Origin of the sequence: Streptomyces atriruber, assembly GCF_001418325.1 — a bacterium.
Taxonomy (GTDB): Bacteria; Actinomycetota; Actinomycetes; order Streptomycetales; family Streptomycetaceae; genus Streptomyces; species Streptomyces atriruber.
In genome coordinates this window covers 1-14,985 of record NZ_LIPN01000066.1, presented here as the reverse complement: position 1 = coordinate 14,985, position 14,985 = coordinate 1, and the positions used below count along the sequence as shown (strand labels likewise).

The 14,985-nt window shown below is 72.4% G+C and carries 10 protein-coding genes; 4 read left to right on the top strand and 6 right to left on the bottom strand.

Annotation, left to right across the window (positions count from 1 at the left end; translation table 11 throughout):
* Positions 1-38 precede the first annotated feature (38 nt).
* The 4 genes from AOK03_RS07820 (at position 39) to AOK03_RS07805 (ending at position 6,904) form a co-directional block, all read left to right on the top strand.
* Complete coding sequence (locus AOK03_RS07820; protein ID WP_244177523.1) at positions 39-1,646, top strand: right-handed parallel beta-helix repeat-containing protein; 1,608 nt, start codon at positions 39-41, stop codon at positions 1,644-1,646.
* 152 nt (positions 1,647-1,798) lie between these two features.
* Complete coding sequence (locus AOK03_RS07815; RefSeq protein WP_055564443.1) at positions 1,799-4,903, top strand: putative bifunctional diguanylate cyclase/phosphodiesterase; 3,105 nt, start codon at positions 1,799-1,801, stop codon at positions 4,901-4,903.
* Positions 4,900-6,150, top strand: coding sequence for an aminotransferase class I/II-fold pyridoxal phosphate-dependent enzyme (locus AOK03_RS43840; RefSeq protein WP_244177522.1), 1,251 nt, complete (start codon positions 4,900-4,902; stop codon positions 6,148-6,150). The genes AOK03_RS07815 and AOK03_RS43840 overlap by 4 nt, the downstream gene beginning before the upstream one ends.
* Before the next feature lies 1 nt (position 6,151).
* Complete coding sequence (locus AOK03_RS07805; RefSeq protein ID WP_055564442.1) at positions 6,152-6,904, top strand: class I SAM-dependent methyltransferase; 753 nt, start codon at positions 6,152-6,154, stop codon at positions 6,902-6,904.
* Here AOK03_RS07805 and AOK03_RS07800 read toward each other — a convergent pair.
* The 6 genes from AOK03_RS07800 to AOK03_RS07775 form a co-directional block, all read right to left on the bottom strand.
* Complete coding sequence (locus AOK03_RS07800; RefSeq protein ID WP_055564441.1) at positions 6,804-8,720, bottom strand: glycoside hydrolase family 15 protein; 1,917 nt, start codon at positions 8,718-8,720, stop codon at positions 6,804-6,806. The two genes, AOK03_RS07805 and AOK03_RS07800, sit on opposite strands and share 101 nt — an antisense overlap.
* 130 nt (positions 8,721-8,850) lie before the next feature.
* Positions 8,851-9,042 (bottom strand): acyl-CoA carboxylase subunit epsilon, encoded by a 192-nt coding sequence (locus AOK03_RS07795; protein ID WP_055564440.1) that lies wholly within the window; start codon positions 9,040-9,042, stop codon positions 8,851-8,853.
* 21 nt (positions 9,043-9,063) lie between these two features.
* Entirely contained in the window at positions 9,064-10,656 is a 1,593-nt protein-coding gene (locus AOK03_RS07790) for an acyl-CoA carboxylase subunit beta (RefSeq protein WP_055564439.1), read from the bottom strand.
* 184 nt (positions 10,657-10,840) lie between these two features.
* Positions 10,841-13,171 carry a polysaccharide lyase 8 family protein gene (locus AOK03_RS07785; protein ID WP_208609511.1) on the bottom strand — a complete coding sequence of 777 codons (2,331 nt, stop codon included), beginning with the start codon at positions 13,169-13,171 and terminating at the stop codon, positions 10,841-10,843.
* Between the two features lie 152 nt (positions 13,172-13,323).
* Positions 13,324-14,154 carry an ABC transporter permease gene (locus AOK03_RS07780; RefSeq protein ID WP_079074553.1) on the bottom strand — a complete coding sequence of 277 codons (831 nt, stop codon included), beginning with the start codon at positions 14,152-14,154 and terminating at the stop codon, positions 13,324-13,326.
* Positions 14,151-14,985, bottom strand: an 835-nt coding sequence (locus tag AOK03_RS07775; RefSeq protein ID WP_055564437.1) for an ATP-binding cassette domain-containing protein, incomplete at its 5' end; no start/stop codon positions are given. The genes AOK03_RS07780 and AOK03_RS07775, both read right to left, overlap by 4 nt.

Here is a 14,985-nt window from a genome sequence, read left to right as displayed (position 1 = left end):
CCGTCCGGACCTTTGTCGTTCCCGGCTGCCTCGTCACCGTGAGCGCGCTGATCACCACGACCGGCTGCGCGGCCACGCCCCACTACGCGCCGGCGTCCGCGACGTACTACGTCAGTCCGCGGGGCGACGACGCCAACGACGGCACCGACCCCGGCCGGGCCTGGCGCTCCCTCGCGCGCGCCGAGCGCGTCGGACTGCAACCTGGCGACCGGCTGCTGCTGGCGGGCGGCGCCCGGTTCGGCGGCACCGTCACCGTCGACGGGACCGAGGCGGGCGACGCGGACCGTCCCGTGGTGATCGGGTCGTACGGGGAGGGCCGGGCCGAGATCGAGGCCGAGGGCGCCCCGGGCGTCTCCGTGCACAACACCGCGGGCGTGCGCATCCACGACCTCACGCTCAGCGGCGACCGCGCCGCCCACAAGGGCTACGGCGGCATCAGCCTCTACAACGACCGTCCGGGCAGCGGCAGGTTCGACGGGATCGCCGTCGCCGACGTCACCGTCTCCGGGTTCCGGGTGGGCATCGCCGTCGGCGGCATCGGGAGGGGCGACGGCTTCAAGAACGTGACGGTCGACCGGGCCCGGCTGCACGGCAACAAGGACGCCGGGCTGCTGACCTACGGTCCCGCGTTCGACCCCGCCCACCCCGCCTGGTCCCACGAGGACGTCGAGATCACGAACGTCGAGGCGTACCGCAACACCGGGGACCCCGGGGCCGACGACCGCCACACCGGGGACGGCATCGTCCTCGGCGCCGTGCGCGACGCCGCGGTGCGCGGCTCCAGCGCGCACGACAACGGGGCGGACGCGGCCCGCACGGCGCCCTCGGGGCCGGTGGGGATCTGGGCGTACGACGCCACCGAGGTCGTACTGGAGCGCAACACCGCCTACCGCAACCACACGGGCTCCGACGTCGACGGCGCCGGGTTCGGCTTCGACGAGAACGTCTCGCACTCGACGATCCAGTACAACCTGGCGTTCCACAACGACGGCCCCGGCTTCTACGCCTACACGCGCGAGGCCAACGGCGCGCACACCGACAACTCGATCCGGTACAACCTCACCGCGGACGACGGCCGCAGGCTACCGCGCTTCGGCGGGCTCGCCGTCTACGGCCACGACGTGCGCGACCTGCGCCTGTACCAGAACACGGTGGTGATGACCGCGACCGAGGAAGGCGACAGCGGCCCGGCCCTGCGGCTGATGGACGGCCAGAGCGGTGTCACCGTCCGCAACAACAACTTCGTCACCGACAGGTCCCCGCTGGCCGTGGTGGACGAGGGCCTCGACGAGCGGAACGTCACCCTGCAAGGCAACAACTACCGCGCAGAGCAGGGACGTTGGACCCTGCAGTGGGGCGACCGCGCCTTCCACGACCGTGCCGCCTGGAGCCGGGCGACCGGACAGGAGCAACTGGACGGACACCCGGTCGGCCTGAGCGCCGACCCCTGCTTCCCCGGTGGCGCGCTGCCCGCGGTGGACTCCCCCGACGACGCGCACCTGCTCGCCCCGGACTGCTCCGCCCTCGCGGACAAGGGCCTCGATCTGAAAGAGCTGTTCGGCGCGGACGCCGGGTCCACCGACTACTTCGGCAGGACCGTCGGGACACCGCCGCCGGTCGGGGCCGCGCTGCCCCGGAGCGACTGAAGATGCAGGCCACCGGCGTGCGGGCCTACGATCAGAAGACGCAAGGCCCCGGGACTGACGCACGGGTCTCGGCCCGGTGTCCCTGCCCCGCGGGGAGGCGCTTGGCCATGCTTCGGGCACACCTTCCGGGACGTCCACGGGCCCGTCGGCTCATGATCGCCCACTGCGTCCTGGTCGCCGCCCTCACCACCGCGTACATGACCCTGCCGGACCTGCGCGCCCCGCTGTGGGCGCTCATCGGCCTCTGCGGCGTCGCCGCCGTGCTCGTGGGTGTGCGCGTGCACCGTCCCGCACACCGCTGGCCCTGGTGGGTGCTCGCCGGCGGCCTCCTGGCGTTCGCCACCGGCGACACGTACTACAACGTGCTCGAGGAGTACGTCCACGAGTCGAACCCGTTCCCCTCCCCCGCCGACGCCTGCTACCTCGCCGTGTACGCGTTGTTCGCGGCGGGCCTCTTCGGTCTCGTCCGGTACCGGTGGGCCGGCCGCGACCTGCCGAGTCTGCTGGACGCCCTGATCATCACGGCGGGGCTCGCGCTGCCCGTCTGGGTCTACCTCGTCCAGCCACTGACCGAGGTCGAAGGGCTGACCTGGGCGCAGCGCGCCATCAGCGTCGCCTATCCGCTCGGGGACGTGCTGGTCCTCGCCCTCATGGCGCGCCTGCTCACTCCCGGCTCCACGTCCGGCCCCAACCGCGCCCTGCGGCTGCTGGTAGTCGGCACGCTCACCCTGCTCGGCTTCGACATCGCGTACGGGATCCTCCAGCTCAACGGGGTGTGGCAGGCCGGCACGCTCCTCGACACGGGCTGGATCGTCTTCTACACGGCCTGGGGACTGGCCGCGCTGCACCCCTCGATGGTGGAACTGACCGCCCGCGCCCACCAGCGGCAGTCCCTGCTCCCGCCGCGGCACCGGCTCGTGCTCCTCGCCCTGGCCACGCTGATCGCGCCGGGCGTCCTGTTCGCCGAGGCGCTGGTCGGCGGCGCCCACGACGCGGCGGTGATCGCCACCTTCTCGGTCGTCCTGTTCCTCCTCGTGATCCTGCGCCTCGCGGGCATGGTCGTGGCGCTCCGCAGGGCCGTCGACCGCGAGCTGGCGCTGCGCGCCGCCTCCTCCTCGCTGGTCGCGGCGGTCACGACGGAGGAGATCACGGCGACCTGCGAGCGGACGGTCGCCGCGCTCTCCGGGCCGGGGACCGGCTCCCTGGCCCTCGCGGCGGGCAGCGCGTCGCCGGGGCTGCCGCCGTCCCTCGACCCGCGCCTCTCCCGCACGGTGCCGGTGGGCACGCTCGGCCCGGAGCTGGCCGCCCGTCTCGGCGCGGCGGACACCGCGCTGATCTGCCCGATGGTCCAGCGCGACCGCCCCGCCGACGACATGCCACCGGGCGTCCTGATCGCGGCGGGCCCCGAGCGGCAACTCGGCGAGATCCGGGGCTCCCTGGACATCCTCGCCTCGCACGCGGGCCTGGCGCTGGAGCGCATCGCCCTGCGCAAGGAGATCATCCGGCGGGAGAGCGAGGCGTACTTCCGCACGCTGGTGCGCAACACCTCCGACGTCATCCTCATCGTGGACGACGACGACACCGTCCGGTACGCGAGCCCTTCGGCGCGGGCCGTGTTCGGCTCCGCGCCGCCCACCGGGTCGGTCCTTCCCGACCTGGTGGACCCGCGCGACAGGGACCGCGCGTGCCGCATGTTCACGGCCCTGCGCACGGGCGCGGAGCGGGACGCCCACGACTACTGGTGGGTGCCTCGGGACGGTGGCCGCATCGAGGTGGAGGTGCGGTGCAGCGACCTGCGGCACGACCCGACCGTGCGGGGGCTCGTGATCACCCTGCGGGACGTGACCGAGCAGCGGCAGCTGGAGCACGAACTGACCCGGCGGGCCTTCCACGACGCGCTGACCGGACTGCCCAACCGGACGCTGCTCCTGGAGCGCATCGAGCGCGCGCTGCTGCGCGGCCGGCGGGAGTCGACGCTGACCTGTGTGCTCTTCGTCGACCTCGACGACTTCAAGATCGTCAACGACACGTTGGGGCACGCGGTCGGCGACCGGCTCCTCACCGCCGTCGGCGACCGCCTCTCGGGGACCCTGCGCCGCAGCGACACCGCGGCCCGCCTCGGCGGCGACGAGTTCGCCGTCCTGATGGAGGACGCGAAGGAACCCGCCGACGCCGAGATCCTCGCCGCACAGGTCGTCCAGGCCCTCAGCAGACCGTTCCACCTGCCGGGCGACTCGGTGAGCGTCTCCGCGAGCGTCGGTGTGGCCACGGCCGTCGACAGCACGGGGGCGGAGGAGCTGCTCGCCCACGCCGATCTGGCCCTGTACGCGGCCAAGGCGGCCGGGAAGCGCCAGTGGCGCCGCTTCCAGGAGCGCCTGCACGTCCGCATGCGGGAGCGGCACGAACTGCAGGCGAGTCTGGACCGGGCGATCGCCGAGCAGGAGTTCACCCTGCGCTACCAGCCGGTCGTGGACCTCATCGCGGGCAGCGCCCCGGCCGGAGCAGCGCCGGGGGCCGCCGCGGCGCCCGCCGAGATCGTCGGCTTCGAGGCGCTGGCCCGCTGGCCGCACCCCGGGCGCGGCCCGGTGCCGCCGCAGGAGTTCATCCCGCTCGCCGAGGAGACCGGGCACATCACGCCGCTCGGCGCGTGGGTCCTGGGAAGCGCCGTGTCCGACATGGCGCGGCTGCAGCGGGCGGGGGCCTTCGCGGGGCGACCGCCCTACGTCAGCGTCAACGTGTCCGCGCGCCAGTTCGGCGACCCGGGGTTCCTCGGCGAGGTGCGCAGGGCCCTGGAGACGCCCGGACTCGCGCCCGGGTCGCTGCAGCTCGAACTCACCGAGTCGGTGCTGATGCGGCCGGACGCCCGGATCCAGTCGGTCATGACGGCGCTGAAGGACCTCGGCGTGCGGATCGCGGTCGACGACTTCGGCACGGGATTCTCCTCGCTGCGCTACCTCCGCGAGTTCCCCATCGACGTACTGAAGATCGACAAGAGTTTCATCGACGACATCGCGGCGGACGTCCGCCAGGTCGCCCTGGTCGAGGGCATCGTGCACCTCGCCGACACGCTGGGGTTGCAGATCATCGCCGAGGGGATCGAGCAGGCCGCGCAACGGGAGCTGCTGGTCCGGATGGGCTGCCGGTTCGGGCAGGGGTACCTCTTCGCGCGGCCGCTGACGGCGGAGGAGGGGCGGTCCCTGCTCCGCCGTCGGAGCACCCCGCTCGCCGCATCCCGCCAGGACGGGGAGAACCCATGAGCGACACCGGCACGTCCCTCCCGAAGGCCCTCGGCGACCCGCGCTGGAGCGAACTCGAACACCTGCGGCGGACGAGCCCGATGAGCGATGCCGTCCTCGACGAGGTGCGCGGCCGGCACATCCGCAGCGGAGACCACTGGCTCATCGACTTCGCCTCCTGCAACTACCTGGGCTTCGACTGCGATCCCGAGATCATCGACGCCGTCGACCCCGCCATCCGCCACTGGGGCACCCACCCGAGCTGGTCCCGGCTGCTCGGCAGCCCCCGGCTCTACCCGGAGATCGAGGAGCGCCTCACCGCCCTGCTCGGCGCCCCCGACACCCTGCTCCTGCCGACCGCCACGCTGATCCACGCCTCCGTGATCCCGGTGCTCGCGGACCGGGGCCACGTCTTCGTCGAGGCGGCGGCCCACCGGACCGTGTACGACGGCTGCGTGTCCGCCCGCGGGCAGGGCGCGACGCTGCACCGGTTCCACGCCGACCGCCCCGAAGAGCTGGCGGCGATGGTGCGGGCGGCCCCCGCGGGCGCGACCCGCCTCGTCTGTCTCGACGGTGTCAACAGCATGAGCGGCGACATCGCCGACGTGCCCGGACTCGCCCGGATCTGCCGGGAGGCGGACGCCACGCTCTACATCGACGACACCCACGGCTTCGGCGTCGTCGGGGAACGGGGGCCGGGCGAACCGTGCCCGTACGGCTTCCGCGGCAACAGCGTGGTGCGGCACACGGGCGAGACGTACGACAACATCGTGCTGGTCGGCGGGTTCTCCAAGGCCTACTCGTCGCTGCTGGCCTTCCTCGCGCTGCCGACCCGGCTCAAGGAGCACCTGAAGGTCGCGGCGGCCCCCTACCTCTACTCCGGTCCGTCGCCGACGGCGTCGCTCGCCACCGCGCTCGCGGGCCTGGAGGTCAACGACCGGCGCGGCGACGCCATCCGCGCCGAGCTGTACCGCAAGACCGTCCGGGTCCTCGACCACGTGGCCGGGCTCGGGGTGCCGACGCTCAACTCCGACCGGCTGCCGATCGTGGAGATCCCGCTCGCCGACGCCGCCGACCTGGACGCGGTCGCCGGTTTCCTGTGGCAGGAGGGCATCTACGTGACGCTGGCCGCCTACCCCCTCGTACCGCGCGACCGCGTCGGGTTCCGCGTCCAGCTCACGGCCCTCAACTCCGACGCGGACATCGGCCGGCTGAACACCGTGCTGACCCGTCTCTTCGCACGGTTCCCGCCGCGGCCGGGGAGCTGACATGACCGTGATCCGCAACGACGACGTGGACTGGGACGGCTGGCCCGTCCGGGAGTACCTCGGCGAGAACTACCGCGAACTGCATCCGTCCGACGCCGCGGTCATCGCCCACCACTCCGCCTTCTACCGCCGGTTCGCGGCGGGCGCCGCCCGCTGTTCCCTGGAGTTCGGGGCGGGCCCCAACCTGTATCCGCTGATGCTCGCCGCCGCCGCGAGCCGCCGGGTCGACGCCGTCGAGGCGAGCGCCGCGGGCGTCGCCTATCTGCGCGGGCAGATCGAGCGGGGCCCGGACGACAGCTGGCTGCCGTTCCACGCGCTGTGCCGGCGCCTCGATCCCGGGCTTCCGCCGACGCTGCCGGAGGCGCTCACCCCGGTGCGGGTGGTGCACGGGGACGTCCGGGCGGTGCCGCCGGGGACGTACGACATCGCGTCGATGAACTTCGTCGCGGAGGGCATCACCGAGGACTTCGCGGAGTTCACCGACTTCTGCCACCGCTTCGTGCGCTCCGTCGTGCCGGGCGGGCACCTGGTCGCGGCCTTCATGGAGAACATGCCGACGTACCGCATCGGCCCTGCCTCCCGGTGGCCCGGCTGCCCGGTGGATCCGGTGGCCGTCACCGAGGTCTTCGCCCCGGTCACGGAGCGGCTCGCGGTCACCCGCATCGACGCCGATCCGACGCTGCCGGACTACGGCGACTCGGGCATGGTGCTCCTGACGGCGGTCCGGCGCCGGGGCACGCCCCGGCCCGGGTGAGGGCGAACGCGGTGTCCACCAGCGCGATGTGGCTGAACGCCGCCGGCGCGTTGCCCAGTTGGCGGTGACCCACCGGGTCCCACTGCTCGGCGAGCAGGCCCACGTCGTTGCGGATGGCCAGGACCCGCTCGAAGGCCTCGCGCGCCTCGGCGAGGCGGCCGGTCGCCGCCAGCGCGTCGGCGTACCAGAGCGAGCAGGCCACGACGGTGCCCTCGGCCCCGCGCATGCCGTCCACGCGGTGCGGTCCCGGCCCGCCCGGCGCGTACCTCCGCAGGAACCCATGGTGGTCCAGGGCCCGCATCGCCCGGACGGTGCCGTGCACGCGCGGGTCGTCGGCGGGCAGGAAGCCGACCTTGGGGATCAGCAGGGCCGAGGCGTCGAGCGCGGGCGTCCCGTAGGCCTGCACGAACGATTCCCGTTCGGCGTCCCACCCGGCCCGGCACACTTCGCGGTGCACCTCGTCCCGCAGTGCGCGCCACTGCGCCGCGCACTCGTTCCTGCCGAGCAGCTCGCCCATGCGCAGGGCGCGGTCGGCGGCGACCCACACCATGACCTTCGAGTGGACGAACTGCCGCCGGTCGCCGCGCACTTCCCACAGGCCCTGGTCCGGTTCGTGCCAGTGCGCCCGCAGGTGGCCCATCAGGGATTTCACCAGGCTCCACAGGTGCGGCCCCACGGGGATCCCCGCTTTCAGCGACAGGTGGAGCGTGTCGAGGACTTCTCCGTAGACGTCGAGCTGGAACTGGTCGACGGCCGCGTTCCCGAACCGGACGGGGCGTGATCCCTCGTACCCCGGCAGCCAGGGCGCCTCGGTCTCCGGGAGCCGTCGCTGACCCGCGAGGCCGTACACCGCCTGCAGGTCCGCGGGGTCGCCCGCGACGGCGCGGACCAGCCAGTCGAGCCATGCCGTCGCCTCCTCCCGGTAGCCGCCGCGCAGCAGGGCGGAGAGGGTCAGCGTGGAGTCGCGCAGCCAGCAGAAGCGGTGGTCCCAGTTGCGTTCGCCGCCGAGGCACTCCGGGAGCGAGGTGGTCGGCGCGGCGACGACACCGCCTGTCGGCGCGTACGTGAGGGCTTTGAGGGTGATCAGCGAGCGGGTGACGGCGTCCCGCCACGGCCCTTGGTAGCGGCACCGGGCGGTCCACCGGCGCCAGTGGTCGCACGTCGCCTTCAAGGCCGTCTCTGCGGGGACGCCGAGGGCGTCGGGCGGGTCCGGCAGATGCGAGGGCGCCCAGGCGAGCTGCAGCGAGAGGCGCTGGCCCGCGGAGACGGTGAAGTCGACCACGGTGGCGTCGAGGACCGCGGAGTCGCGGGGGTCCGGGTCGCGGCCGGTGGAGTACGCGTCGCCCCGGATCTCCATGGGGCCCTCCGTGCTCACCCAGAGCGAGTCGGGCCCGGCGACGGCGACCGTGCAGCGCCCTTCCGTCCGCGCCCACGGCTTGATCCGCCCGTGGTGGAAGCGTGGCCGCAGTTCGCTCCGCAGGGCCACGGTGCCGGACAGGCCCTCGACGACGCGGACGAGGCAGGGGCCGTGCGAGCGGGGCGGCATGAAGTCGGTGACACGTGCGGTGCCGGTGGGGCACTCCCAGTACGTGTCGAGTACGAGGGTGTCCGGGCGGTAGGACCTCCGGGCGCACGTGCCGCCGTGCGGGGGCGCGACCCGCCAGAGTCCGTGTCCGGCCGTGCCGAGCAGGGCCGCGAAACACGCCGGTGAGTCGAAACGCGGCAGGCAGAGCCAGTCGACCGACCCGTTCCTGCCGACGAGGGCAGCGGTTTGCAGGTCGCTGATGAGGGCGTAGTCCTCGATGTGAGCGTTCATGATCGGACCACGCCGTGGTGCACTTGCCGCCCTTCCAGTCTACGGCGGGCGGTGCGTGCCGTCCCGGGCACGCGGACGCGTCGAGGCCCGCCCTCCCGGAGGAAGGCGGGGCCTCGACGGTGCGTGGGCGTCAGCCCTGCCAGCTGTGCGGGGCGCGGAAGCCCGGGGTGCGCTCCAGGCGGCGCCAGCCGGCCTTGTCGCGGCCACGGCGCGCGGGAGCGGCGGGCTGGGCGGCGGCGCGGGCCAGCAGGATCGCGGTGATGGCCGCGACCTCCTCGGGCTCGGCGTGGCCCTTCTCGACGCGAATGTCGGGGGTAGTCATCTGCAGCGTTCTCCTTGTGGGCTACTGCGGGGGGTTGCCGTGCTTGCGCGAGGGCAGGTCGGCGTGCTTGTTGCGGAGCATGGCGAGGGACTTGATGAGCACCTCGCGGGTCTCCGCCGGGTCGATGACGTCGTCGACCAGGCCGCGTTCGGCGGCGTAGTACGGGTGCATCAGCTCGGCCTTGTACTCCTTGACCATGCGCGCACGCATCGCCTCGGGGTCCTCCGCGGCCGCGATCTGACGCCGGAAGATCACGTTCGCGGCGCCCTCGGCGCCCATGACCGCGATCTCGTTGGTGGGCCAGGCGTAGGTGAGGTCGGCGCCGATGGACTGGCTGTCCATGACGATGTACGCGCCGCCGTAGGCCTTGCGCAGGATCAGCGAGATGCGCGGCACGGTGGCGTTGCAGTACGCGTACAGGAGCTTGGCGCCGTGGCGGATGATGCCGCCGTGCTCCTGGTCGACGCCGGGCAGGAAGCCGGGGACGTCGAGCAGGGTGAGGATCGGGATGTTGAAGGCGTCGCACATCTGCACGAAGCGGGCGGCCTTCTCCGAGGCCTCGATGTCGAGGACACCGGCCAGGGCCTGCGGCTGGTTCGCGACGATGCCCACGACCTGGCCGTCGAGGCGGGCCAGGGCGCAGATGATGTTGCGCGCCCAGCGCTCGTGGACCTCCAGGTAGTCGCCGTCGTCGACGAGCTCCTCGATGACCTTCGCCATGTCGTACGGCCGGTTGCCGTCCGCGGGGACCAGGTCGAGCAGGACGTCCGAGCGGCGCTCGGCCGGGTCCTCCGACTCGTGGACCGGCGGGTTCTCCCGGTTGTTCGAGGGCAGCATCGAGATCAGGTAGCGGACCTCGGCCAGGCAGGTCTCTTCGTCGTCGTACGCGAAGTGGCAGACGCCCGAGGTCTCGGCGTGCACGTCGGCGCCGCCGAGGCCGTTCTGGGTGATCTCCTCGCCGGTCACCGCGCGGACGACGTCCGGGCCGGTGATGAACATCTGCGAGGTCTCGCGGACCATGAACACGAAGTCGGTGAGGGCGGGCGAGTAGGCCGCGCCGCCCGCGCACGGGCCGAGCATCACGCTGATCTGCGGGATGACGCCGGAGGCCTTGGTGTTGCGCTGGAAGATGCCGCCGTAACCGGCCAGCGCCGAGACGCCCTCCTGGATGCGGGCGCCCGCCCCGTCGTTGAGCGAGACCAGCGGGGCACCGGCCGCGATGGCCATGTCCATGATCTTGTGGATCTTGGTGGCGTGCGCCTCGCCGAGCGCACCGCCGAAGATCCGGAAGTCGTGCGCGTAGACGAAGACCGTGCGGCCCTCGACCGTGCCCCAGCCCGTGATGACACCGTCCGTGTAGGGCTTCTTGGCCTCCAGGCCGAACCCGGTGGCCCGGTGCCGGCGCAGCTGCTCGACCTCGTTGAACGAGTCCGGGTCGAGGAGCAGCTCGATCCGCTCGCGGGCGGTCAGCTTGCCCTTGGCGTGCTGGGCCTCGGTCGCCTTCTCGCTGGGCCCGCGCAGTGCCTCCGCACGGATCTCGTGCAGCTCGGCCACGCGGCCGCGCGAGTCGGTGGGCTCGCCCCCAGAGGAAGCGGTCTCGTCCAAAACGGTCATGTAGCGACCTTACGGAGGGCCCCCGGGGAAACGGACCGTCGACTATGAACAGTCTCCGGGCCGTTTTCCTGGCACCCCCGAACAGAAGCGCGCCACAGCCATGAAGAAGTGACGGCTCAGACCCGCTACGGCTGTGGGGTTTCCACAAAAGAGTTCCCGGAGGGCGCCTCCTCGGCGATCTCCGTCAGCTGAGAGTCACCTCACATCGGTGGCTCGCGCAGACCTTCCCCGGCGTGATCCGCAGCCGCAGCGACCGGCCGGTGCCGAGCACCTCGACCGACGGGTCCTCGGCCACCACCCGGGACACGGGTCGGTTCCAGGTGAATTCGAAGGATTCTCCAGTGCGCGGGGGCTCGCTCACATGCACCGTAGCGCCTCTCCCCCGCTGCCGTACCAGCACACCGGCAGGCGCGGTCACCGCGAGCCGTCCCGTCTCGCCCGCCTGCCAGAAGTTGGCCGCGGTCAGACCGAGCGAATCGACGGCCACGGCCTGGACCTCCGCCGAGTTGGCGAGGACCGACAACCAGCGGCGGTCGGCGGCGCGGGCCTGCACGGCGCGGCGCGAGGCGCCCGGCATGAGGACATAGGCGTACGTAGCGTCCGTGGGGTCGGTGCCGTGCTCCAGCCAGAGCGTCTGCCAGCGCCTGGTCCGCCGCTCGGTGGAGCTGCCGGTGTTGATGTCGGACCAGGCTCCGGTGCGGTCCTCGCGCACGGCTCCGAGCCCGGACGTACCGCCGGGGAAGAGCCATCCGCCGTGGCCTTCGAGGTGGGCCCACTGGGGGCGCGGGCGGTCGTCGACGGTGAAGGCGGCGGTACCGGCCTCGCCCAGGTTGCGGTTGTCGACGACCGTCTCGACGGGGGTGCCGTCGGTGGCGGTGATCCCGGCGCCCAGACAGACCACGGCGTCCGCGACGCAGAACCACGACTTGCGGGCGTCGAGCGTGGAGCCGAGGCCCTTCAGGTGCTGGCCGACGGCGGCGAACTCGCCGTCGGTCGTGCCGCCGACCCAGCGCACCGCGGGCCTGGCGGCGCCCCACTCGCCACCGGCCTTGTCGGGGAGCCGCTTGGCCGAGACGGTCGTGCCCGGCAGCCGGTAGGGGTCCACGGTCGGCCAGAACCAGTCGGTGTACTGATCGCCGTGGGCCCCGGCGCCCCACCAATAGACCATTCCGGCACCGGTGTGCCAGCCGCGCGGGTTCTCGCCGTTGCCGCACTCGTAGTACGCGATCCGGTCCGAGGCCATCGAGAGGTTCACCGCGAATCCGGGGCGCCGGTGCACGGCGCGGTCCATGGCGGCGAACAGCCGGTGCCCGACCGGCTCGGGCGCCGCCCGCACCGCGGAGTCCGCCACGGCGTGCAGCCGCGCCAGGTCGGCGACGCCCAGCTGCCGGGCGGTGAGCAGCGGCGTGACGGTGTCCCGCTCGATCCACCCCTTGATGCGGGCGTGCCACCGCTCGCGCTCGGCGGCACTCGCGCCGCCCGCGAGCATCGCCATGGCGGCGATCAGCCCCTGACCATGGAAGTGGTCACTCCGCATGATCTTCCGGTCGTCACCCTTCAGGTAACCCCGGCTGATGGCACGCCCGTTGACGCTGTCCATCATCAGTCCGTCGAAGATCAGCGGCGCGTACGCCCGCTCGACGCTGTCGAGGATGATCTGCTTCTCGGGATCGGTGACGGCCCATGTCGACCCGGCGAGCAGCGCGAAGAGGCGGCCGAGACCGTCGAGCATGACCTGGCCGTACGTTCCCGAGTAGGCGACCCAGGTGTGCTGGACGAACGAGCCGTCCGCGTAGAGGCCGTCGCCCTTGGTGACGTAGGGGAAGACCGGCGAGAGCGCGTCGCGGGCGAGGGCGACCTTGGCCGGGGCCCGGCCGAGGATGCCGCGCAGGGCGACGGAACGGCACAGGTCGACGCGGTTGGCACCGGTCGAGGTGCCGGTGTAGTCGCCGAGCGCCGAGTCGGGGACGAAGTGGTCGACGGCGGTGAAGGCCTTGTCCCTGCGGTCCGCGCCGAGTTCGTCGTGGAGCGCCGCCACGATGTCCATGAGCAGCCGGGGGCTGCCTATCTGCCACTCCCACCAGTTGCCGTAGCGGGTGGTGGAGGGGTTGTAGACGGTGGTGACGTGGTCGAAGCCGCGGAGGACGTCGGCGAGGAGCGCGGTGTCGCCCGTCGCTCCCGTGCCTTCGCAGACGTACGCCTGGGCCATCGTCCACAGCCTGCTGAAGCTGAGGGTGATCCCGGCCGGCGGGTCGAACGGGGCGTCGGGCCAGAGGGACTTGACTGCCGGGGACATGGCCGCGCGGAAGGTGCGGGCGAGGTCGCCGGTCTCCTTCAGGCGGGAGGCGTACGGCTCGGTGGCGGGGTCGTAGCCGGTGCCGAGGGAGATCTCCAGCCAGCGGGTGCGGAGTGCGGTGAACTCGTCGTCGGCGGCAGCGGCCGTCGTCGTCTCCGTAGCTACCGCAGCTACGGAGAAAGCGGTTGCGGCAAGGAAGGTGCGGCGGGTGGGGGTCATGCGACAGGGGTGTATCAGCGCTTAGAAAGCGCTGTCTAGACCTGTGACGGAGATCGGTGTGCGAGGCGCCCGACAGCCGAGGGCCGCGCGACGTCTCCGTCGCGCGGCCCGTCCCGCGAGACACCCCCGTGGCTCCGCGGGGTCCGTGGGGTTCAGCGCTTGGCGTCGCGCTTGAACAGCGAGCGCGCCCAGACGAAACCGAGCAGGGCGATGGCGATGCCCCAGCCCACCGCGAGCGGACCGAACTTGCCGATCTCCGTACCGGTCAGCAGCCCGCGCAGGGTCTCGGTGAAGGCGGTGTAGGGCTGCCACTCGGCGAAGTGGCGCAGCCAGCCCGGCATCGAGTCGAGCGGCACGAACACGCTGCTGAGGAAGGGCAGCAGGAAGGAGAAGGGCAGTGCGACGCTGCTGGCCGCCTCCGGGGCCTTGACGAGCTGGCCGAGCGCGACGGCGAGCCAGGTGAGCGCGGTGCTCATGAGGGCGAGCAGACCGGCCGCGGCGATCCACTCGACGGGCTCGGCGCCGGACCTGAAGCCGATGAGGAAGGCGACACCGGTGACGAAGACGATGGTGATCATCGTCTGGATGACGGCGCCGACGGCGCGGCCCGTGAGGATCGAGGAGCCGTTGATGGGCATGGTCCGGAACCGGGCCACGATGCCCTCGGTCATGTCCGTGCAGACGCCGACCGTGGTCGGCAGGACGCCCGAGCCGACGGCCATCAGCAGGATGCCGGGGACGAGGTAGTCGATGTACTCGCCGGACCCCTGGTCGCCCATACCGGCCGACATCGTGCCGCCGAAGACGTAGTTGAAGAGCACCAGCATGGCGATGGGCATGCTGACCAGGCTGATCGTCATGGCCGGGTAGCGGCGGGCGTGTCTGAGGTTGCGGCGCAGCATGGTCAGGGAGTTCTGCAGCGCGGAGGTGGGGGCGGGGACGTAGGTCCGCGTGGGTGCCGGGGTGGTGGTGACAGTGCTCATCGGGCGGTCGCTTTCTCGTGGTCGGGGCGGCCGGTCACGGCGAAGAAGACGTCGTCGAGGTCGGGGGTGTCGATGGTGAGTCCCTCGACGTCGGTCCCGCTGGCTTCCACCAGGTCGAGCACCGCCTTGACGGACTTCAGGCTGCCGTCGCTGGGGACGTGCAGCGTCATGGCGTCGTCGTCCCGGCTGCCGACGCCGAGCAGTCGCGCGACCTTGTCCAGGTCGCCGAGTTCGGCGAAGCGGAGCTGGACGTGGCCGCCGGGTACGAGGCGCTTCAGCTCGCCGGGGGTGCCCTCGGCGACCAGTTTGCCGCCGCTCAACACCGCTATGCGGTCGGCGAGTTGATCCGCCTCCTCCAGGTACTGCGTGGTCAGGAAGATGGTCACGCCGTCGGCGACGAGCTCACGGACGATCTCCCACATGCCGTGCCTGCTGCGCGGGTCCAGGCCGGTGGTCGGCTCGTCCAGGAAGATCACGCGCGGGCTGCCGACCAGGGTCATCGCGATGTCGAGCCGACGCCGCATGCCGCCGGAGTAGGTCGCCGCGGGCTTCCCGGCCGCCTCGACGAGGTCGAACCGCTCGATGAGACCGGCGGCGAGGTGCCGCCCCTGACGGCGTCCGAAGCCGTACAGGTCCGCCATGAGCGTCAGGTTCTCCTCGCCGGTCAGGAGGTTGTCGACGGCGGAGAACTGCCCGGTGACGCCGATCGCGGCACGCACCGCGTCGGGTTCGCCCGCCAGGTCGTGACCCGCCACGCGTGCTTCTCCCCCGTCGGCGGAGATGAGCGTGGAGAGGATCTGCACGGCGGTCGTCTTGCCCGCGCCGTTGGGC

Bases quoted from the DNA above. Each gene is read 5' to 3' on its own strand.
- AOK03_RS07815 (WP_055564443.1), top strand. From the start codon at position 1,799: ATGATCGCCCACTGCGTCCTGGTCGCCGCCCTCACCACCGCGTACATG.
- AOK03_RS43840 (WP_244177522.1), top strand. From the start codon at position 4,900: ATGAGCGACACCGGCACGTCCCTCCCGAAGGCCCTCGGCGACCCGCGC.
- AOK03_RS07805 (WP_055564442.1), top strand. From the start codon at position 6,152: ATGACCGTGATCCGCAACGACGACGTGGACTGGGACGGCTGGCCCGTC.
- AOK03_RS07800 (WP_055564441.1), bottom strand. From the start codon at position 8,720: ATGAACGCTCACATCGAGGACTACGCCCTCATCAGCGACCTGCAAACC.
- AOK03_RS07795 (WP_055564440.1), bottom strand. From the start codon at position 9,042: ATGACTACCCCCGACATTCGCGTCGAGAAGGGCCACGCCGAGCCCGAG.
- AOK03_RS07790 (WP_055564439.1), bottom strand. From the start codon at position 10,656: ATGACCGTTTTGGACGAGACCGCTTCCTCTGGGGGCGAGCCCACCGAC.
- AOK03_RS07785 (WP_208609511.1), bottom strand. From the start codon at position 13,171: ATGACCCCCACCCGCCGCACCTTCCTTGCCGCAACCGCTTTCTCCGTA.
- AOK03_RS07780 (WP_079074553.1), bottom strand. From the start codon at position 14,154: ATGAGCACTGTCACCACCACCCCGGCACCCACGCGGACCTACGTCCCC.